The organism is Bradyrhizobium sp. USDA 3364 (genome assembly GCF_054056355.1).
On record NZ_JBSRYG010000002.1, the window covers coordinates 628,546 to 647,829 of the forward strand.

Consider the following 19,284-nt stretch of genomic DNA (forward strand, 5'->3'; position numbering starts at 1 on the left):
CTCCTTGTTGACGCTTGTTTTATGTGTCCTTCCGGGTCTTGCTTCTTGTCTTGCCGGATGTGGTCTCCGGCTTGTCGGTGGCGAGCGCCTTTGCGGTCGCTTCGTCGATGATGAGGCCGTGCAGCACGCCGCTGCGCAGCACGCCGCGCAGCGCGGTCACCTTGGCCGGGCCGCCGGCGATGGCGACGATGCGGTGCTTCCTGAGATCGGCCATGCTCATGGAGGTAGCGCGGGCCGAGAGATCGGTGTCCAACACCGTTCCGTCGGCGCTGAAGAAATGTCCGAGCAGATCGGCGCAGGCGCCGACGCGCTTCAGCTCGACGACCTCGTCGGGCTTGATCATGCCGCTCGACACCAGGAAGCCGTCGCGGCTGACCTGACCGATACCGACGAACAGCAGCGAAGCCTTGCGCGCCAGCGCGAACACGTCGGCGATGCCGAACTGCTGCATCAGCACGGCGCGGTCGGCGACCGAGTTGGCGAACACCGGCACCGGCAGCAGATAGGCTTCCGCGCCGGTGCGCTCGGCGAGCTTGTGAATCACGTCGAACGGATTGGCGGCGAATTTCCGCGTCAGTCCGCCGAGCAGCGACACGAATTGCGCCTCGCGCGCCGGCGTCTGCGGCATCTGCTCGACCACGGCGGCAAGCGTGCGGCCGTGACCGAAGCCGATCACCTTGTCCTGGCCGCGCTCGAGGATCTGGCGCAGGAAGCTCGCGCCTTCCAGCGCCAGCGCCTTCAGCGGCCAATCGCCCTCGCCGAGATCGGGCGCGACGCGGCAGAACGACAGCCCGAAACGCTGCGCGAGCTCGTTCTCCAGCGCGACGCATTCGGCGACCGGTCCCTCGACGAAGACGCGGATCATGCCCTCGCGGCTGGCGCGCGCGATCAGGCGGTGCGCCTTGGTGCTCTGGATGTTGAGCCGGTCGGCGACCTCCGACTGCGTCAGCCCCGCCGCGAAGTACAGCCACGCCGCGCGCGTCGCGAGCGACGCCTCGCCGTCGATGATCGGCAGCCTGTCGGGCGGGGTCGGCATGTCCGGAAAAGTCCGCTTGCAAATTTCTTCACGTCCTGCAAAAAATTGCAGAGGCCGAACGGGGCGTCAATCCCCCAAACGTGCTGCAGCGCAACCAATGTCGATGCGCGGGCACCGGAGAGCGGTGAAGTCGGATGGGAGGTTTGTATCTCGGCATCGATGTCGGAACGGGCGGAGTCCGCGCCTGCGCGATTGATCCGCAGGCCGGCATCCGCGGCTTCGCATCGGTCGCCCTGCCTGCACCGCGCGTCGACGGCAATGCCATCGACCAAACACCGGAGCTGTGGTGGCAGGCGGTGGTGGCGGCGATCCGCGAGCTCGGCAAGACCGTCAGTCTCGGCGACGTCACGCGCATCGTCGTCGACGGCACGTCGGGCACGCTGCTGCTGGTCGATGCGGCCGGCCGCCCCTGCTCGCCGGGCCTGATGTACAATGATGCACGCGCCACGCAAGAGGCGACGCGCGTGGCCGCGGTCGCACCGCGCGAGAGCGGCGCGCATGGCGCGAGCAGCGCGCTCGCCAAGCTGCTGTATCTGCAGAACGATGGCTACATCGGCGATCCGCGCCACGCCGTGCACCAGGCGGACTGGATCGCGGGCCGGCTTGCGGACCATCATGGCATCAGCGACGAGAACAACGCGCTGAAGCTCGGCTATGACCCGGTCGCGCGCGGCTGGCCGTCCTGGCTCGACCAGCTCGGCGTGCGCGACGATCTGCTTCCCGAAGTGCTGGTGCCGGGAACGCCATTTTCCGAGCTGGATCCGCAGATCGCGCGGTCGCTCGGGCTGCCAGCCACAGCGCAGGTCGCGGCCGGCACCACCGATGGCGTCGCAGCCTTCATCGCGACGCGAGCCGACCAGCCGGGCGACGCCGTCACCTCGCTCGGCACCACGCTGGTGGTGAAGCAGCTTGCGAGCCAGCCGATCTTCGCGGCCGATCAGGGCGTCTATTCGCACCGGCTCGGCGAGCGCTGGCTCGCCGGCGGCGCCTCGAACTCCGGCGGCGCCGCGCTGCTGCTGCATTTCACCGCCGACGAGATTGAGCGGCTGACGCCGCAGGTCGAGCCGGAACAGCCGACCGGGCTCGACTACTACCCGCTGCCGAAACCCGGTGAACGCTTCCCGATCGCCGATCCGGCGCTCGCCGCGCGGATCACGCCGCGCCCGGCGGAAGATTGCCGCTTCTTCCAGGGCCTGCTCGAAGGCATCGCCTCGGTCGAAGCCCTCGCCTACCGCCAGCTGGCACGGCTCGGCGCGCCAACTCTGCGCCGCGTCATCGGCATCGGCGGCGGCGCCAAGAACGACGCATGGACCAGGATCAGGCACCGCGTGCTCGGTGTGCCCGTCTCGGTCGCCGAACAGACCGAAGCAAGCTACGGCGCCGCGCTGCTCGCACTGAACGGAGGTCCGCCATGAAGGCCGATGCGACCGCGATCGCCGGCCTTCACGCCATCGCCGACCGTTTCGATCATGTGCTGCTCGACCAGTGGGGCACACTGCATGAAGGCATGGCGGTATTTCCCGCAGCGCTGGATTGCGTGGCGCGGCTGCGCGAGGCCGGCAAGCGCATCCTGATCCTCTCCAATTCCGGCAAGCGCGCCGGCAGCAACCAGCGGCGCCTTGCCGCGCTCGGCCTGCCGCCGGAGGCCTATGACGGCGTGCTGTCGTCGGGCGAGGTCACCTGGCGCGGCCTGCATGCGCGCGAGCAGGCGCCCTTTGCCGAGCTCGGACGCGCCTGCTTCCTGATTTCCCGCGACAGCGATCGTTCGATCATCGACGGCACCGACCTCGTGGTGGTCTCGAGCATCCGCGAGGCCGATTTCATCCTGCTCGGCGGGCTCGACGATGATGCGGCCGAGCCCGAGCGCTGGCGTGCGCAACTGACGGCGGCCGCCGCGCGGCGCCTGCCGATGCTGTGCGCCAATCCCGACCTCGTGATGTTCGGCGTCGCAGGGTTGATCCCGGCGCCGGGCGCGCTCGCCGCGTTCTATCAATCGCTCGGCGGCACCGTGCTGTTCGTCGGCAAGCCGTATCCGCCGATGTTTGCCGCCGCGCGCGATCAATTGGGACATCCCCCGCCGGAGCGGATCCTCGTCATCGGCGATTCCCTCGATCACGATATCGCCGGTGGACGCACCGCCGGCATGCTGACCCTGCTGATCGGCTCCGGCGCGCACCGCGCGACGTTCGCGCAGGCGAGCGATCTGCCGCGGGCGATCAAGACCGTCGCCGGCGCTGCCGCGCGGATGCCGCACTGGACGATGGACCATCTGACCTGGTGAGAACAGCGCGATGCGACCACCTCAAACACTGAACGAACTGCGCCGCATGTCGGCACGCGTCGGCAGGAATATCCTGCTGGTGCAGGGCGCCGGCGGCAATTCGTCGGTCAAGGATGGCGACGTGCTGTGGGTGAAGGCGTCGGGCACCTGGCTCGCCGACGCCGAGGACAAGGAGATCTTCGTCCCGGTCGCACTGTCGGCCGCTCGCGCGGCGCTGACCCAGGGCGACGAGCGCGTGCCGCTCGCGCCGGACGCCGGAACGACGCTGCGCGCTTCGATCGAGACCTCGCTGCATGCGCTGATGCCGCATCGGATCGTGCTGCACGTCCATTCCGTCAACACCATCGCATGGGCGGTGCGAACCGACGCCCGCGACGAGTTTGCCCGGCGCTTGGACGGACTGGCCTGGCGTTACCTCGACTATCACCACCCCGGGCTGCCGCTGGCGCGCGCGGTCAGCGAGGCGATCGCGCCGGATGCGGTCGACCTCCTGATCCTCGGCAATCACGGCCTGGTGGTCGGCGCCGCCACCTGCGACGCGGCGGAGGCTCTGGTCGCCGAGGTCGAGCAACGCCTCGCGCTGGAGCGGCGTGGCGCGCCGGCTGCGGATCATGATGCGCTCCGGACGATCTGCGCCGGCACGAATTATCGCCTGCCGCGAGATCCGCGCGCCCACGACGTCGCCACCGACCGCTACAGCCGCGCGATCGCGACCAGCGGCTCGCTGTATCCTGATCATGTCGTCTTTCTTGGCCCGGGCCTGCCGGTCCTCGAGCATCACGAGAGCCTGAACGTCATGACCGCGCAGACCATCGCGAACGGCCTGCCGCCGCCGGTTGCGCTTCTCGTCCCGGATGTCGGCAGCCTGATCCGCGAAGATGCCAGCGACGGCGCGGAAGCCATGCTGAGCTGTCTTGCACTGGTCACCTGCCGCCTGCCTCTGACCGCGCGGGTCAACTATCTGACGGCAGAGAATGAGCACGCGCTGCTGAACTGGGACGCCGAGCGCTATCGCCGGCAACTGACCGCCGATCGCTGATCCACCCCGGATCGAACGGTCTTCACCAGCGGCGTCATCCCTGCTCGGCGGAGAGGAACAGCCGATAGGCCGGATTCTCGCTCTCGTTCCAGTAGGGATAGCCGAGCGCATCCAGCGCCTGAACGAACCGGGCGCGCTCCTGCGGCTTGACCTCGATGCCGGCCAGGATGCGTCCGTAGTCGGCGCCGTGATTGCGGTAGTGGAACAGCGAGATGTTCCAGTCGGGCGCGAGGCTCTCGAGGAACATCAGCAACGCGCCGGGACGCTCCGGAAACTCGAAGCGGTAGATCAGTTCATCCTTGAGCAGCGGCGCGCGACCGCCGACCATGTAGCGCACATGGTCTTTGGCCATCTCGTTGTCGCTCAGATCCAGGATCGGATAGCCCTCGCGCCGCAGCAGTTCCATGACTTCGCGCTTCTCGGCCTCCCCGCGGCTCAGCGCGATGCCGACGAAGAGCTGCGCCGGTGCAGTGGTCTCGGCAAAGCGGTAGTTGAACTCCGTGATCGCGCGCGATCCGAGGATGCGGATGAAGTGCCGGTAGCTGCCCGGCTTCTCCGGCACGGTCACGGCCAACAGCGCCTCGCGATGTTCACCGACCTCGGCACGATCGGCAATGGTACGCAGCCGGTCGAAATTCAGATTGGCGCCGCTGTTGACGGCAATCAGGCTTCCGTCGCTCAGGGCGCCTCGCTCGGCATAGGCTTTCAGCCCTGCGAGCGCCAATGCCCCCGAAGGCTCGGCAACCGATCGCACGTCATCGAAGATATCCTTGATCGCCGCGCACATCGCGTCGGTATCCACGGTGACGACCTCGTCGAGCAGGTCGCGGCAAAGACGGAACGTCTCGGTTCCGACCTTGCGGACAGCGACGCCGTCGGCGAACAGGCCGACCTGATCCAGCGCGACAACGTTCCCCTTGGCAAGCGCGGCCGCCATCGACGCAGCATCTGCCGGCTCCACGCCGACCACCTTGATCGAGGGGTTGAGGAATTTCACGAATGCGGCCACGCCGGCCGCCAGTCCGCCGCCGCCGATCGGCACGAAGATTGCCTCGATCGGATCGGGATGCTGGCGCAGGATTTCCATCCCGACCGTGCCCTGGCCGGCGATCACATCGGGGTCGTCGAACGGATGCACGAAGGTCAGGCCGCGCGCGGCCTCGATCTCTCTCGCCTTGGTTTGCGCCTCGTCGAACGCATCGCCATGCAGGACAACGTCGCCGCCCAGCCGCCGCACGGCTTCGACCTTGATGGCGGGCGTCGTCCGCGGCATCACGATCGTTGCGGGAATGCCGAGCTTGCGCGCCGACAGCGCCACGCCCTGCGCGTGATTGCCGCCGACGCGCAGATGACGCCCAGCCTGCGCTGCGCCTCCGGCAGCCTGACGATCTTGTTGTAGGCGCCGCGAAGCTTGAACGAGAAGATCGGCTGAAAATCCTCCCGCTTCAGCAACACGGATCGCGACAGTCGCTCCGAGAGCCGCGGCATCGGGTCGAGCGGCGTCTCGACCGCCACGTCGTAGACGCGGGCGGTCAGGATACTCTGGGCGTAGTCGCGGAGTGCGTTGGCGGTCATCGGGTCGCTTCTGTCGATGGGAGGCAATCCTTATCGGTTGCACCTGCCCATCGTCGGCGCCGACCTGGCGAGCAGACAGCACGGAACCGCCGCTGCAACCAGTTCGAAGCATCGCATGACCGGAGGCGCGAGTGAAGCAAAGACCGCCGGCAGGCGGGCGCTGCCGAAATATCGAAAACAACCCCATGCAAAGGAGCCGGCGGCGACAGGGCAGCTTGACACGTCGGGCAAATCAGGGATATATTTCTAATATTCCGAAATCGACCGAAGGGCGCCTCCAGCGCCGCAGCTCAATCGGTGCCCCATCCAAAAATGCCGCCCTGGCGTTGACCGGTTCACGCCATGAGACGCGATGAATTCCATTCCCGGCCATGGTCACCAGGCGCTTCCCAGCCCGCTTCTGTGACGATCAATGTATCCTCGAGCTTGATGTAGCCGCGCGCCGGATGCAGCAGCGCGGTTTCGATCGAGATCACCATTCCGCGCTCGAGCGGCCGGTCGGCGTCATACGGCGCATAAGGCACCGGGCCAGTTGCGGTCAGGCGCGGCGCCTCGTGGCTGACGAGCCCGATGCCGTGCGCGGTGAAGTCGAGCACGGCACGGCGTGGCGAGGATTTGACCGCAGCCTCGCCCGCCGCAATGATATCGCCACCCATGGCGCCCGGCCGGATCGCGCGCCGCGCCACCTGCTGGATGTCCTCGACCTGTTGCAGCAGCTCCTGCAGCTCACTGTCGGGCTTTCCCAGGATACCCATGCGGCTGAGGTCGCCGATATAGCCCCGGTAGTTTCCGCCGGAATCGATCGAAATCACGTCACCTGCCGCAAGACGCTGGTTCGACGGCGCGCGGTTATGGCTCTTGCCGGCGGCGATCAGGCAATATTCGAAGACAAGGTCTCGCTCCTGCTCCTCACGGCGCAGACGGGCGACGACATCGTTCTTGGTCATGCCGGGCGCGCAGACCCTGAACGTCGCCATCATCGCATCGACGACGCGCTCGGAGGCTTCCCTGATGAGATCGAGTTCGGCGGGAGATTTCACCGCACGAAGGCGCTCAAGCGTGAAATGGGCTTCGCGGAACTCGGCATTCGCAAGGCCGGCAAGCAAATGATCCCTGGCGTCGGCGGGCAGGAAGCCGGCCTCGATGCCGACACGCCCGGCTGCGCCCCCGAGCTTTCGCACATGGTCGATCGCAAGGCCGATCGCATCGATCGTTCCCCACGTCTCCACCTTGACCATCGGTGTCCAGATCCGTCCGAGTTCCTGCTCGAACTTTTCCATGCGGTTGCCGATATAGACGGAATTCTCCGGGTGCCCTTTGTGATAGACGAAGACGGGCAGATAGCGGCTGGTGCCGATCGCCTCCATGACGTCGAAAAAGAAGAAGCGGTATCCGCCGAGCAAATACTGCACATTGTGACGCGAGGTGGCGATCAGGATATCGAGCCCCGCCTCGTCCATCAGCCGATCGAGCTTCGCCGTATCGAACGGTGCCGCCGTTGCGATCGTGTCGAACGCATTGTCCATGGTGTGACCTTTCATCTTCTCAAGTGGCCGTTTTCGCCGCCAGCGACTTCGATGTGGCGCTCGCGCTTGCGTTGTCGCCAAACAGCGCCACCGGGCGTCCGTGCGGCTCGACGCCAAGGAACGTGAAGGCGAGCCCGATCAGGAGGCCTGCGCCGGCAAGGAAGCAGAACGCCGGCATCACCGCCGCGGCGGTCGCACTTGGATGCACGAGATTATCCGCACCGGCGATCAATGCGAGACATAGGGGACCTACGATCTTGCCGATCCCATTCGAGAGCTGGGCAAGGCCGACTGCGCGTCCCGAGAGCTGAACAGGGAAGATTTCCGCCGGATAGGGTCCGATGTTCGAAAATCCACCATCGAAGAACACGGCGCCGACGATCAGGAAGACCAGGAACAGCGGCACCGAGCCGGCGAAGTCATTGTGAAAATACGCGGCCAGCGCCAGCGAAACCGCTGTGCCATAGCCCATCAACTGGCCGCACGGCTTGCGGCCGATCCGATGGGCGAGGAAGGCGAAGCCGGTCCGGCCGAGGACGCCGGCGAAGCTGACATAGATGAACATCTTCGCCGCCTCCTGGGGCGCGACGCCGAGCAGCAGGGCGACGATCGTCGGCCCCCACAGGAACACGCCGTAATTCGCCGTGCTGGCGCCGAACCAGATCAGCACCGTCAGCCAGAAGCGTCGCTGCTCGGCAAACAGATCGGCAAACGTTGCTGAATTCGCGGGCGGCGGTGTGGGTAGCGCAAACTCATCGCCGCCGACCCGATAGAGTTTCCGGATGTTCGCCTGCGCCTCACGGACGCGGCCCTTGCTGATGAGCCAGCGCGGCGATTCCGGCATGATGATCATGGTCAGAATCCCGAGAAGGATCGGCAGGAAGCCGACCGCAGCCAATCCGCGCCAGCCGACCAGCGGCAGCAGGAAGCTCGCCGTCACCGACGCCGACAGCACGCCAAAGGCGACCGGTACGACCACGAGGCTCGTGACCAGGGTGCGGTGACGGGTGGGAGCAAACTCGACGATCGCCGGAACCGCCGCCGCAGCGCCAGCGGCAAGGCCGAAGCCGACGAAGAAGCGCAGGATCGCAAACGCCACCCAGCCGTCTTCCGGAATGAACGCGATCGCGCCCGAGGTCAGGCCGCAGAGCAGAACGCCTGATATCGCCAGCGGCTTGCGCCCGAAACGATCGGCGAGGATCCCCGCAACGAACGCCCCGAGCATCGCGCCGATCCCGGCGCTCATCAGCATCATCGAGGTTTGCCCAAACGTCAGGTGCCATTTCGGCGCCAGCACCGAGACCAGGAATCCGACCACGAAGAAATCGAAGAAATCGACCACGCCGGTGACGGCGAAGATGATGATCGATAGCCAATAGCGCGTCGTTACCGGCGCTTCGTCGAACGGCACTGCGCTCGTTTGCTCCGCCATGGTCTCCCCCTGGTGTTGTCAAGCCGCCTTCTTGTTTGAATTCAGAAATGCCGTCACCGCCTCCGCCACCCGCTCGGGGGCCTGGATCGACGCGACATGGCCGACGCCTGCGACGGTCCTGGTCTCGACGCGCGCAAGATGGCGGGCGAGCGCAAATGTTTCCGCATTCGGGATCAGCCGGTCATCACCGCCCGCCAGCAAGAGCGTCGGGCGATCAAAGCCGGTCAGATCGGCGGCGACATGCTGCGCAAGCAAGGCGCCACGGCGCGCCTTCTGTCCCTCGTCGCGGCTGGAGCCGCGGAAGATCTCGATCAGTTCGGGTCGCGCCCGCAGATAAGCCGGCGGGAAGAAGAACTCGGCAATCTTCGATGCGTTGGCGATGGTGTCCGCGCGCCAGGAAGCGAGCTTGCGAAAGACATCCGCATTGACGTCGAGCGGGCTTCTGTTGACCTTCCAGGTGCTGCTCAGGATCAGGCGGTCGATGCGATCGGGATGACGGGCCGCCAGCACCTGCGCGATCTGCCCACCCAGCGAGGTTCCGAAGACATGGGCACGATCGTAACCGAGCCCTCCGATCAAGGCCGCGGCGTCGTCGGCCAAATCGGCCAGCGAATAGGACGACGGAGGGTTTCGGGTGGCACCGGAGTCGCGCTGGTCATAGGCGATCACCGTGAAGTTCGCCGCAAGGACAGGCGCAAGGCCGTCGAACATCGCATGATCAGCCTCGCCGCCATGCAGCAGCACGATCGGCTCGCCGCGCCCGGTTTTCTCAAACGCCGTGACGACGCCGTTGAATTCGAACGATTGCATCGGTGTCCCCGCTAATGCAGCAGCGTTGAAAGCGCGCCGGCCAGTTCCTTCGCCGGATCCGACGGCAGCCACGGCATCCGCCACGCCACATGCCCGTCGGGGCGCACCAGCACGGCGCCGCGCATGCCGAGTTGAAAGCCGTCTGCCGGATCCGCCGACGGCAACTGCTTCAGCGACAGTGGCAGGGCGGTTTTCTCGGAGACCTGCCGTCCCGCCTCCAGCCATTCGCTGCCGAGCGGACCGGTGACGACGGTGAACTGCTTGTCGAACCAGTCGAGTGTCGACTTCTTGCGCGAGGGCTCGAGCCACATGTGCGGAAATCGCGCGCCGGGACGATCCGTCGGCGTGTAGTAACGGGAGTTCAACGCCTTCGCGACGGTGCCATCGGGGATCACCGCGCCCTCCTCGTAATTGTGACCGAGGTTCTGCCCGATGCTGTGCAGGTGATTGTCCATGTCGTTGATCCAGAACCTGATCCGGTCCGGATTGCGCGATCGCACGGCGTCGTCGGTCAGCCCGAATCTCAGCCGATTGCCGTAGCTGAAATTGGCATTGGATTGCGCGATCGGACGTCGCTCGCTGGAATAGCTGTCGAGCAGCTTTTCGTCCGCAAAGCCCTTCAGCACGAATGCCAGCTTCCACGCGAGGTTATGCGCGTCCTGAACGCCGGAGTTCAGGCCGAAGCCGCCGGTCGGCGGAAAGCGGTGTGCGCAGTCGCCGACCAGAAACACCCGGCCCTTTCGAAAGGTCTCGGCCACCTGCATGCTGACGCGCCAGATCGAGCGGTTCAAAAGAGTGACATCGAGATCGGGAATGCCGACATGGCCGCACGCGATCTCGATGAACTCCTGGTCGGTCCACGGCCGCTCGCGATCGTCCTTGGTCAGGCCGATTTGCGTCACCGTCAGCCAGCGATCGCGGCCATTGGTGTTCAGGATGCCGGCGCGCGGCAGGTCGGGCCTGTCCGGGACGATGATGAAGCCTGCGGCCTCGCGCGCGATCGGCAGCCGCGACAGATCGGCACGCCAATACTCGTTCGACATCACCGCCAGCGTCGAGGGCCCGACCATCTCGATCCCGGCGCTGCGCCGCGTCTGGCTGCCTGCACCATCGGCGGCGATCAGGTAAGTCGCCGTCCAATGGGTCACCTCGCCGGTCTTTTCGCACCGTGTCGTGACCTTGACGCCGCTGTTGGTCTCCTCGAACGATTCACAGGACGTGTTGAACAGCACCGTGGCGTGCTTGGACTTCTCGACCACCCGCAGGATTTCCTCCTCGACGGCGTCCTGGGCGACCAGGCTCTTCCAGGCGGGCGTATGACCGACATTCGGCTCGGGACGGGTGCGGCCGAACTCCTGTCCCGCGATGCTGTCGAGGAACACGAACATGTCGGAATTGTCCTGCAGGCCGCGGTTGCGGATCGCCTGCTCGATGCCCCACTGGCGGAAGATCTCCATGGTGCGGACCCAGCAGCCGCGCGATTTCGGATGATCTGTCGTCGTCGGGCTCTTCTCGACCACCACGCAGTCGATGCCGAAGCGATCGAGCAGCAGCGACATCGCAAGCCCGACCGGCCCGCCGCCGGCGATGAATACGGACGTCCGGCGTGCCTCATCGGTGGCGATGCCCATCCTCGTCTCTCCTCCATTTGACCGTTGCGAGGAGACTGCGCTCTTTTTGATATCTCACAAGAATATGTTTGATATGGTTTCCATCTCGATTTGAGATGGAGGCCGATCATGGACCTGCGGCAGATCCGCTATTTCGTCGCCGTCGCCGAGCGTGGCGGTTTCGCCGCCGCCGCGAGCACGCTGAATGTCGCCCAGTCGGCGCTCAGCCGGCACGTCAAGGAACTCGAGGAAGAACTCGGCGGCGCCTTGCTCGAGCGCGGCGCGCGCGGCGTCTCGGTTACGGAATCCGGCAAGGTGCTGCTCGCGCGAGGACGCTGGCTGCTCGGGACGATCGACGACATCAAGGCCGAGGTGCGCACGGAGAACCGCGAGCCCAGCGGCACGGTACGGATCGGCGCGCCGCCGAGCCTCGGCGATATCCTCTACCCGCCGCTTGCCCAGACATTCGTGAGGCAATTTCCGCGCGTTCGGCTCGAGTTGAGCGAGGGCCTGACGGAGAGCGCGTCCGAACGGCTGTTGCGGGGTGAGCTCGATCTGGCGATCGTGACGACACCGTCGCCCAACGATCACCTCGACTATGAACTGCTCATGGTCGAACAGGTATTCCTGATCGGCCCGCCGCGCGATCCGCTGCTGACGCGTGGCAGGCTGACCCGCAAGGAGTTCGACGCGTTGCCCTCCGCCGTGGCCCCGCTCAGCCGCAGCCCGTTCCCGTCGACGATGCTCTGTGCGGTGCGGGTCGACAACAGCACGCCGATGAAGCGCATGGTGGCCTCGGGCCTCGGCTATGCCTTGCTGCCCTTCTCCGGCATTCACCAGGAAGTGGCGGCCGGCGCGCTCTCGGCGGCGTTGTTGCCGTGGATGCGCGCCGAGCGCGTGCTGGCGCTGCCGCGCGGCCGGCCGGTGAGCCGGGCAACGCGCGAGGCGATCACCGCGTTGAAGAAGATCTGCCGCGCCTTGATGGATGAGGGAATCATCCTGACCGCGCCGGCGCGCAAAACCTGAACACTGACCGCCACGACTGCTGCGTCCGCGCAGTGGCCGCATGCGCGCGTCACATTTGCTGCATTCCGGTCGCCCGTTACAGACGGTCGGCCCGGCTGCACTGCGTCCATGCCCCGGCATTCCGGTCGGCCAACCGTCTTGACCATAGTTGTCATGCCAACTATAGAGTCATTCCAAGATTGGCGATCAAGCCGGCTGGTCTCGCCGTGGAACGACGAGAGCCGTGAGACTGCAATGGCGGTGCGGGCGACCTCGGGGCTTGCCCCGCGTCGTGCACGGCCGGCGGTTAATCGAAGGGAGGATGCCATGAACGCTGCTTCGAAGAACCACGCGGCACGGCTGCGGGAGATTTCCCGGCTGGTTGACGATCGCCCCGCCGAACGCATCTTCGAGGTCGATCGCCGGATCTTCACCGATCCCGACGTGTTCGACGCCGAGCTGCGGCATATTTTCGAGGCCACCTGGAATTTCATCGGCCTGGAATCCCAGGTCGCCCGGCCGAACGACTTCGTCACCACCCATATCGGCCGGCATCCGATCCTGGTGATGCGGAGTGCCGACGGCAAGGTCGGCGCATTCCTCAACACCTGCCGGCATCGCGGCACGATCGTCTGCCCGTTCAAGCACGGCCGGCAGAAATTCCATGTCTGCCGCTATCACGGCTGGGCCTACGATTCGAGCGGACGCAACATCTCGGTGACGGAGGAAGCGAGCGGGCAGTATCCGCCGTCCTTCTCGAACCAGAATCACGACCTGCTCCCGGTCGCGCGGCTCGGCTCGTATCGCGGATTCCTGTTCGCGAGCCTTTCCGCCGACGTTCCGCCGCTGGAAGATTTCCTCGGCGACACCCGCGCCTTCCTCGACCTCATCATCGATCAGAGCGACAGCGGTGAAGTCGAGTTCGTGCCGGGCGCCAGCACCTACACGTTCGACGCAAACTGGAAGCTGCAGTTCGAGAACGGCCTCGACTACTACCATTTCGCGACCACCCACAGCTCCTATGTCGACATCCTGAAGAAGCGCAATGCCACCGCCGGTGCGGACGCCGGATTCACTGCGGAGCCGGAGGGCGAGCAGGAAGGGCAAGGCAGCTTCAGCTTCGATTACGGCCATGCCGTCAACTGGTCGATCAAGCGCACGCAGCTCTATGGCCGGCCGCTCGGCATGGATCCCGCACGTCTTGACGCGGTGCGGCAGCGCGTCGGCGGCACCCGCGCCAAATGGATGCTCCGCCAGCGCAACCTCACGATTTTTCCTAACCTGCAGGTCATCGACATCCTGTCGGCGCAGGTCCGGACCTGGCGGCCGCTGGCGCCGGACAGGACCGAGATGGTGTCGCATTGCCTGGCGCCGGTCGGCGAAAGCGCCGCGGCGCGCACGCTTCGGATCCGCAACTACGAAGACTTCTTCAACGCCTCCGGACTCGCGAGCTCCGACGACAACGTCATGTATGAATTCTGCCAGACCGGCTACGAGGCGACCACCGCCGCGCCGACGCAAGGCTATCTGCGAGGCGTCGCGGATGTCGGCCACGGCGAGAGCACGCATACGCGCGAGCTCGGCATCACCGCATCCGAATGGTCGTTCGGCCCCACCAGCTTCGGCGGCGAGACCAATTTCCACCCCGGATATCGCGAGTGGCGCAGGTTGTTGCAGCACGCCGCGGGGGAGACGGCGTGATGGCTGACGGCGCAATCAAGCAAACGGATGCCCACCCGGTCGCAGCCGCGACCATCTTCCGCGAGGCCCGCCTGCTCGACACCGGCGAGTGGGCCGACTGGGTCGCGATGTATTGCGAGGATGCCGTCTACTGGGTGCCGGCATGGCTCGACGAGTACACCACCACCAGCGATCCCGATACGCAGGTCTCGCTGCTCTACCACGATGCGCGGCGCGGGCTGGAAGAGCGGATCGCGCGCATCGAGTCGCGCAAATCGATCACCGCGCTGCCGCTGCCGCGCACCGTGCACCAGGTCTCGAACCTGGAGGCGTCCGAAACCGGACCTGACCAGATCACCTGCCACTCGGTGTTCTCGGTCCATGTCTACGACCCGCGCGTGGCGAAGGAGCATCTGCGCCACGGGCGCTATCAGCACACGCTGAGGCGTGAGGGCGGCACCTGGAAGATCGCGCGCAAGGTCATCACGCTGGTCAATGACCGCATCCCGACCGTGCTCGATTTCTACAGCATTTGAGAGGACGCATGGCGGATCAAGGAACCTGGCACGAAGCTGCCGCACTGAGCGCACTGAACGAAGGCGAGCCGTACGGCATCGAAATCGGCCGTCATCACATCGCGCTCTATCGGGTCGGCGATGAGTACTACGCCACGAGCAACATCTGCACGCATGCGGAAGCGCTGTTGTCCGACGGCATGCTGGAGGGCTGCGAGATCGAATGCCCGCTGCATATGGGCCGCTTCGATATCCGGACCGGCGAGGCGCTGACCAGTCCGGTCGAGATCGACATCCAGACCTATCCCGTCCGGGTGACAGGCGACCGGCTGGAAGTCTGCCTGCCCGCATGAGGCAGCGATCAAAAATCAAGAACCGGGGGAAACAGGGATGACCGAAGTCGTGATCGACAAGGCGGCGATAACGACCGCCGATCCGGAGATCGAACGCACCACAATCCGCAAGGTCGCGCTGCGCCTGATGTGGTTCGTGATGGCGATGTACTTCCTCGCCATTCTCGACCGCGGAAACATCTCCTTTGCCGCACTGCAGATGAACAAGGAGCTCGGGCTCAGTGCCGAGATGTTCGGCATCGCGGTCGGGATCATGTACTTCACCTATGCCATCTTCGAGATCCCGAGCAATCTGATCCTCGGCAAGTACGGCGCGCGGATCACGCTGACGCGGATCGCGATCCTGTGGGGCATCGCCACGATGCTGATGGCATTCACCCAGGGCCCGCTGAGTCTCTATGCATTCCGCGGCTTCCTCGGGTTTGCCGAGTCCGGCCTGTTTCCCGGGGTGATGCTGCTGCTGAGCCTCTGGTTTCCGTTCCGCTATCGCGCCCGCTACAACGCGATGTTCAACTATGCGGTGCCGATCTCCTATATCTTCGCCTCGCTGATCTCCGGCGCGATCCTCGAGCTGAACGGGCTGTTCGGGATTGCGGGCTGGAAATGGCTGTTCATCCTCGAAGGCCTGCCGCCCGTTATTCTCGGGATCGTCGGCATCTTCTATCTGACCGACCGCCCGCAGCAGGCAACCTGGCTGTCGACGGCGCAGCGCAACTGGCTGATCGGCGCGCTGGAGCGTGACGCCAAGGCGACCGGGGTGGTGCATGCCGAAGGCGTGCTCAGGACCATCACCAAGCCGATGGTGCTGCTGTTCGGCCTGTGCAATTTCGGCCTGTTCTGCGGGCTGGCGTCGCTGTTCCCCTGGCTGCCGCAGATCATCAAGTCGTTCGGCCTGCCGAACTCGCAGGTCGGCTTCGTGACCGCGATCCCGCCGATCGCCGGCCTGATCGGCATGATTGCATTGTCGCGGCACTCCGATCATGTCGGTGAGCGCTTCTACTACGCGGCCACGACGTTCGTGATCGCCGCCGCGGGCTTTGCGATCGCGGCCTTTTCGACGTCACCAGTCTGGATCATCATCGGATTCATGGTCGCCAATGTCGGTGTCTATGGAACGCAGGCCGTGTTCTGGACCATCCCCCAGTCCTACATGTCGCGGCAGAGCGCGCCGGGCGCGATCGGCCTGGTCGGCATGATCGGCAGCATCGGCGGCGCGACGATCCCGATCGTGATCGGACGCGCCAAGGACGCCTCGGGCAGTTTTACCATCGGATTCCTCGTGGTAACAGGCGTTCTCCTCCTCGCGGCGGTGCTGGTCTTGATCGCCCGCTCTCAACTCGTGAAAGAATGAAAAGCCGGACTGCACCAGGCCGCACCAAGGCCCCCGACCCGCGCCGCGCCCCGCAAGAGGACGCGCGCTCCGAACTGGTGATCGATTTCGAGCGCTACGTGCCGACGGTGCTCTCGAGCCTGGTCGCGAAATTGCGCGCGAACGCCAACGCGTTCTTCCCGCAGGCCTATGGCGTGTCGCTCGCCGAATGGCGGGTATTGTCCTTCCTCAGGGAGCATGAGCCCGCCAGCGCCTACGACATCTGGACCAACGCGCAGCTCGACAAAGCCGTCGTCAGCCGCGAGACGACGTCGCTGAAGAAGAAGGGACTGATCGAATTGACCCCGGTCCGCGGCAGCGCCCGGAACCGGAGCGAGATCCGGCTGACCGCCCAGGGCGTGGCGCTGCTCGACCGCAGCCTGGACGAAATCCTGCGCCGGCACAGCAACCTCACCGCCGGCCTCGACGCCAGGGCGCTGGACACCTTCTTCCGTGTCGTTGATCACATTGAGCAGCGTATTCCCCACATGGCCGACCCGTCCGGCAATGCCGCGCCGGCCCATGCGCCGGTCAAGCGCATCGCGAAGCGGAGATCGCCGACCGGCGCCTGAGCGCAGCAGGCCGGCAAAGCGACGATCGCGCGGATCGACATCCGAGTCACGGTGCGGTGAGTGCATGACGGAACCGGGCGTAATTTATGTTTCAGTAAGCAAGTTGCAGCTAGGATCGATCAGTGCGTTGCGTATGGGAGACTTCCAGTGATCGACTTTGACGAACTTCGTAGTATCGCCGCGGATGTTCGTATCTTCATCGACGCGTCGGAAGACAAGGGCGGCGCCCTGAAGGCGATCGTCGAGGCCTACGATGTCGTGCTCGGCATCTTCCCGGCCGGCCCTGGAATGGATCTTCACGTGGTCAAGGGCAACGATGTCCTCAACCACATCGCGCAGACCCAGGCCGCGTCGGGCTTCACGCACACCGCGATCGCATTCCAGACCCGCGAGCAGGCTGTTGCGCTTCAGCAACTGATGGCAGCCTGACCACCGGCGGTGCGGGCTCGTCGGCGGCGTTGATCCGTCAGCCCTGCTTCCCTTTCTCGTCCGTCGCCATCCGCGCGTCGGCGACGATGTCGCCACGCGAACAAATCAACCCACATATTTGTCGCAGGGCGTACTGCGAATTGACCTAAAGCACTTGGCCTCACCGAACCAATCACGCTACAGTTGTGAGCGTGGATATGGGCCAGCACCTGACGGTCAGCACCGGCGAGCTTGACGGCTTCGAGGGACTCCACGAGGCCGTCAAGGGATCGCATGTCGAAGTCATGCAGCTTGAGCGCGGCAGGCTGCGCGGCACATTGTCTCATGTCGGAATCGGCGATTTTTCGCTCAGTATCGGTGCGTTCAATGTCGGGGTCCGCACCCAGCGCACCTCGGCAGACGACAAGCTGATCATCGGAATGCTGCTCAATGCGACGGACCGCGTCACGCATTGGGCATTCGACATGCAGCGGGCCGACGTGCTGGTGATTCCTCCGTCGGTTGAGCATGACGGCGTCTTTCACAAGGCCTCGTCCTACGCGGCCATCCGGTTCGACCTCGCCGACCTGCCTGACATATTCGGCGGCGACCCGCGGCTCGCCGATGCCGAAACCTGGCAAGCGAAGAACCACTTTCGCGCCGACCCCGCCATCGGCATGAGCGGCGCGGACAGGCTGCCGCAGATCATCTCGCATCTGGCGCAGTATCCCGACGCGTTGTCGAACGCGTCGGCTGAATTCTGGAAACGCGCGATCATCGACTGCGTGAGGGGGACGGTCATCACGGCGCTGCCGCCCGACGAAAGCAGCTATCTGCCGTCGGCGATGAAGCTGGTGGGCCACGTCGAGGACTATCTGCACGTCGCCGGCACCCGTCCGGTCCATGTCTCGGAAATCTGCGCCGAGCTCCGGCTCTCGCGCCGCAGCCTGCACCGCGCCTTCCACGAGGTGTTCGGCATCGGCCCGGTGACGTTCCTGCGCTACAAGCGGCTCTGCACGGTCCGCTCGATCCTGCGCGCGAGCACGCCGGACCAGACCACGGTCTCCAAAGTTGCGCTCGAACAGGGCTTCATCGAGCTCGGGCGCTTCTCGCAATATTACCGCGCGATGTTCGGGGAATACCCGTCGCAGACGCTCGGCTACGCCGGTTAGAACGACGCGGCCGCAGCGCGAGCGCAGGCTCATTTCGCGCCTCCCGGATCGCCATTGTCGGACAGCACCTGCGCGGCGCCGCCGACGCCGCGGCGGAAGGCTTCATCGAAGGTGACGCCGCGAAACTGCCATTTGTAGTCCTTGCCATGCCAGGCCATCCGCCATTGCGTGGCCCAGCCGAGATCCTTGTCGTCCCAGACCAGCCGTCCGACCAGAACAGCCTCACCCCCCTGTGGCGCGACGATCGGCGTCAGCCTCGCCCGCGGCTGCTTCAAGAGCCCGGCGGCGGTGACATTGGCGCTCGTCAAGGCGGCCGCATCAGGCAGCACGAAGCGCATGCCGCGTTTGCCGGCCGCCGCCGCAAGCGCATCGCGCTGCAAGTCCGATTGCGTCCCGTCCGACGTGACGATGTAGTCCTTCGGACCGTGCTGCATCTCGGCGAAGACGCCGAGCACCGGCCGCTGCGATCGCCACGGCTTGAGCCCGAGCTTGGCGAGAATGCCGTCGATCTTCGTGTCGTCGAAGGCCACCGTCAGGTCGTAGGGCCGGTCGCGGGTGCCCTGCTCGTCATGATGCGGCTTGCCGGCGTACTGGTCGTGATAGTCGAAGCTGCTGACGAACTCCTTGGCCTTCGACTTGTATGCGGCGAGCCGGCGGTCGCTCGCCAGCGCCGGCTGACCGGAAACCTTGATCAGCACGTCCTCCAGACATGCACCGAAGCCGACGATCCGGTTCGGCTCGCCCTGGCCAGTGACGACGGTCTGCGCGCGGTAAAGACTGTCGTCGGCGGCCGCCAGCGCGCCACCCCAACTGACCAATGCAGCGGCAAGCAGCACACGAACCACGCCGCGTGCGCGCGTGGCGACCAGATTGCGTTTCGTCTCAAGCAAGGCAGCCATCG

The 19,284-nt window shown here is 65.5% G+C and carries 17 protein-coding genes and 1 pseudogene; 11 read left to right on the forward strand and 7 right to left on the reverse strand.

The window, feature by feature from the left end; translation table 11 throughout:
* Window positions 1–19: 19 nt before the first annotated feature.
* Window positions 20–1,036, reverse strand: coding sequence for a sugar-binding transcriptional regulator (locus ACVILL_RS03225; RefSeq protein WP_456727822.1), 1,017 nt, complete (start codon window positions 1,034–1,036; stop codon window positions 20–22).
* Window positions 1,037–1,170: 134 nt separating this feature from the next.
* Here ACVILL_RS03225 and ACVILL_RS03230 point away from each other — a divergent pair, with 134 nt between their 5' ends.
* Genes ACVILL_RS03230 through ACVILL_RS03240 form a run of 3 tightly spaced genes read left to right on the forward strand, consistent with a single transcriptional unit; the run spans window position 1,171 to window position 4,356 of the window.
* Window positions 1,171–2,451 carry an FGGY-family carbohydrate kinase gene (locus ACVILL_RS03230; protein WP_456727823.1) on the forward strand — a complete coding sequence of 427 codons (1,281 nt, stop codon included), beginning with the start codon at window positions 1,171–1,173 and terminating at the stop codon, window positions 2,449–2,451.
* Window positions 2,448–3,317 (forward strand): TIGR01459 family HAD-type hydrolase, encoded by an 870-nt coding sequence (locus ACVILL_RS03235; RefSeq protein ID WP_456727824.1) that lies wholly within the window; start codon window positions 2,448–2,450, stop codon window positions 3,315–3,317. Before ACVILL_RS03230 ends, ACVILL_RS03235 begins: the two co-directional genes overlap by 4 nt.
* A gap of 10 nt (window positions 3,318–3,327) precedes the next feature.
* Window positions 3,328–4,356 carry a class II aldolase/adducin family protein gene (locus tag ACVILL_RS03240; protein ID WP_456727825.1) on the forward strand — a complete coding sequence of 343 codons (1,029 nt, stop codon included), beginning with the start codon at window positions 3,328–3,330 and terminating at the stop codon, window positions 4,354–4,356.
* A 34-nt stretch (window positions 4,357–4,390) separates the two neighbouring features.
* Here the strand turns inward: ACVILL_RS03240 and ilvA are convergent.
* From ilvA to ACVILL_RS03265, 5 genes and pseudogenes are all read right to left on the reverse strand, one after another.
* Window positions 4,391–5,931: pseudogene (gene ilvA, locus ACVILL_RS03245) on the reverse strand (threonine ammonia-lyase, biosynthetic).
* 335 nt (window positions 5,932–6,266) lie between these two features.
* Window positions 6,267–7,472 carry a M24 family metallopeptidase gene (locus ACVILL_RS03250; RefSeq protein ID WP_456727826.1) on the reverse strand — a complete coding sequence of 402 codons (1,206 nt, stop codon included), beginning with the start codon at window positions 7,470–7,472 and terminating at the stop codon, window positions 6,267–6,269.
* Window positions 7,473–7,476: 4 nt separating this feature from the next.
* The gene (locus ACVILL_RS03255; RefSeq protein WP_456727827.1) at window positions 7,477–8,889 is read right to left on the reverse strand and encodes an MFS transporter; all 1,413 of its coding nucleotides are present in this window, start codon (window positions 8,887–8,889) and stop codon (window positions 7,477–7,479) included.
* Between the two features lie 18 nt (window positions 8,890–8,907).
* The gene (locus ACVILL_RS03260) at window positions 8,908–9,699 is read right to left on the reverse strand and encodes an alpha/beta fold hydrolase (RefSeq protein ID WP_456727828.1); all 792 of its coding nucleotides are present in this window, start codon (window positions 9,697–9,699) and stop codon (window positions 8,908–8,910) included.
* Window positions 9,700–9,710: 11 nt separating this feature from the next.
* Window positions 9,711–11,330: an FAD-dependent monooxygenase gene (locus tag ACVILL_RS03265; RefSeq protein WP_456727829.1), complete on the reverse strand. Its 1,620-nt coding sequence runs from the start codon at window positions 11,328–11,330 to the stop codon at window positions 9,711–9,713.
* A 108-nt stretch (window positions 11,331–11,438) separates the two neighbouring features.
* Between ACVILL_RS03265 and ACVILL_RS03270 the strand changes: the two genes are divergently transcribed.
* The 8 genes from ACVILL_RS03270 to ACVILL_RS03305 all read left to right on the forward strand — a co-directional run bounded on the left by ACVILL_RS03270 (window position 11,439) and on the right by ACVILL_RS03305 (window position 18,383).
* Window positions 11,439–12,335 (forward strand): LysR family transcriptional regulator, encoded by an 897-nt coding sequence (locus ACVILL_RS03270; protein ID WP_456727830.1) that lies wholly within the window; start codon window positions 11,439–11,441, stop codon window positions 12,333–12,335.
* Window positions 12,336–12,641: 306 nt separating this feature from the next.
* Window positions 12,642–14,015: an aromatic ring-hydroxylating oxygenase subunit alpha gene (locus ACVILL_RS03275; RefSeq protein ID WP_456727831.1), complete on the forward strand. Its 1,374-nt coding sequence runs from the start codon at window positions 12,642–12,644 to the stop codon at window positions 14,013–14,015.
* Entirely contained in the window at window positions 14,015–14,530 is a 516-nt protein-coding gene (locus ACVILL_RS03280) for an aromatic-ring-hydroxylating dioxygenase subunit beta (RefSeq protein ID WP_456727832.1), read from the forward strand. The genes ACVILL_RS03275 and ACVILL_RS03280 overlap by 1 nt, the downstream gene beginning before the upstream one ends.
* 8 nt (window positions 14,531–14,538) lie before the next feature.
* Window positions 14,539–14,862, forward strand: a complete 324-nt coding sequence (locus tag ACVILL_RS03285) for a non-heme iron oxygenase ferredoxin subunit (RefSeq protein ID WP_456727833.1) — start codon at window positions 14,539–14,541, stop codon at window positions 14,860–14,862.
* 37 nt (window positions 14,863–14,899) lie between these two features.
* A complete protein-coding gene (locus ACVILL_RS03290; protein WP_456727834.1) occupies window positions 14,900–16,213 on the forward strand; it encodes an MFS transporter in 1,314 nt (437 codons plus the stop codon).
* Between the two features lie 77 nt (window positions 16,214–16,290).
* Window positions 16,291–16,803: a MarR family winged helix-turn-helix transcriptional regulator gene (locus ACVILL_RS03295; RefSeq protein ID WP_456727835.1), complete on the forward strand. Its 513-nt coding sequence runs from the start codon at window positions 16,291–16,293 to the stop codon at window positions 16,801–16,803.
* Window positions 16,804–16,950: 147 nt separating this feature from the next.
* The gene (locus ACVILL_RS03300; RefSeq protein WP_456727836.1) at window positions 16,951–17,232 is read left to right on the forward strand and encodes a hypothetical protein; all 282 of its coding nucleotides are present in this window, start codon (window positions 16,951–16,953) and stop codon (window positions 17,230–17,232) included.
* 197 nt (window positions 17,233–17,429) lie between these two features.
* On the forward strand, window positions 17,430–18,383 hold the full coding sequence (locus tag ACVILL_RS03305) for a helix-turn-helix domain-containing protein (protein ID WP_456727837.1): 954 nt from the start codon (window positions 17,430–17,432) through the stop codon (window positions 18,381–18,383).
* Between the two features lie 29 nt (window positions 18,384–18,412).
* On the opposite strand, the gene ACVILL_RS03310 is transcribed toward ACVILL_RS03305, so the two are convergent.
* Window positions 18,413–19,282 (reverse strand): DUF2066 domain-containing protein, encoded by an 870-nt coding sequence (locus ACVILL_RS03310; RefSeq protein WP_456727838.1) that lies wholly within the window; start codon window positions 19,280–19,282, stop codon window positions 18,413–18,415.
* Between the last annotated feature and the right edge of the window lie 2 nt (window positions 19,283–19,284).

What these genes read in the sequence shown, in the direction of transcription:
- ACVILL_RS03225 (WP_456727822.1), bottom strand. Translation starts at nt 1,036, where the DNA reads ATGCCGACCCCGCCCGACAGGCTGCCGATCATCGACGGCGAGGCGTCG.
- ACVILL_RS03250 (WP_456727826.1), bottom strand. Translation starts at nt 7,472, where the DNA reads ATGAAAGGTCACACCATGGACAATGCGTTCGACACGATCGCAACGGCG.
- ACVILL_RS03305 (WP_456727837.1), top strand. Translation starts at nt 17,430, where the DNA reads ATGGGCCAGCACCTGACGGTCAGCACCGGCGAGCTTGACGGCTTCGAG.
- ACVILL_RS03230 (WP_456727823.1), top strand. Translation starts at nt 1,171, where the DNA reads ATGGGAGGTTTGTATCTCGGCATCGATGTCGGAACGGGCGGAGTCCGC.
- ACVILL_RS03275 (WP_456727831.1), top strand. Translation starts at nt 12,642, where the DNA reads ATGAACGCTGCTTCGAAGAACCACGCGGCACGGCTGCGGGAGATTTCC.
- ACVILL_RS03240 (WP_456727825.1), top strand. Translation starts at nt 3,328, where the DNA reads ATGCGACCACCTCAAACACTGAACGAACTGCGCCGCATGTCGGCACGC.
- ACVILL_RS03285 (WP_456727833.1), top strand. Translation starts at nt 14,539, where the DNA reads ATGGCGGATCAAGGAACCTGGCACGAAGCTGCCGCACTGAGCGCACTG.
- ACVILL_RS03310 (WP_456727838.1), bottom strand. Translation starts at nt 19,282, where the DNA reads ATGGCTGCCTTGCTTGAGACGAAACGCAATCTGGTCGCCACGCGCGCA.
- ACVILL_RS03270 (WP_456727830.1), top strand. Translation starts at nt 11,439, where the DNA reads ATGGACCTGCGGCAGATCCGCTATTTCGTCGCCGTCGCCGAGCGTGGC.
- ACVILL_RS03235 (WP_456727824.1), top strand. Translation starts at nt 2,448, where the DNA reads ATGAAGGCCGATGCGACCGCGATCGCCGGCCTTCACGCCATCGCCGAC.
- ACVILL_RS03255 (WP_456727827.1), bottom strand. Translation starts at nt 8,889, where the DNA reads ATGGCGGAGCAAACGAGCGCAGTGCCGTTCGACGAAGCGCCGGTAACG.
- ACVILL_RS03265 (WP_456727829.1), bottom strand. Translation starts at nt 11,330, where the DNA reads ATGGGCATCGCCACCGATGAGGCACGCCGGACGTCCGTATTCATCGCC.
- ACVILL_RS03260 (WP_456727828.1), bottom strand. Translation starts at nt 9,699, where the DNA reads ATGCAATCGTTCGAATTCAACGGCGTCGTCACGGCGTTTGAGAAAACC.
- ACVILL_RS03280 (WP_456727832.1), top strand. Translation starts at nt 14,015, where the DNA reads ATGGCTGACGGCGCAATCAAGCAAACGGATGCCCACCCGGTCGCAGCC.
- ACVILL_RS03290 (WP_456727834.1), top strand. Translation starts at nt 14,900, where the DNA reads ATGACCGAAGTCGTGATCGACAAGGCGGCGATAACGACCGCCGATCCG.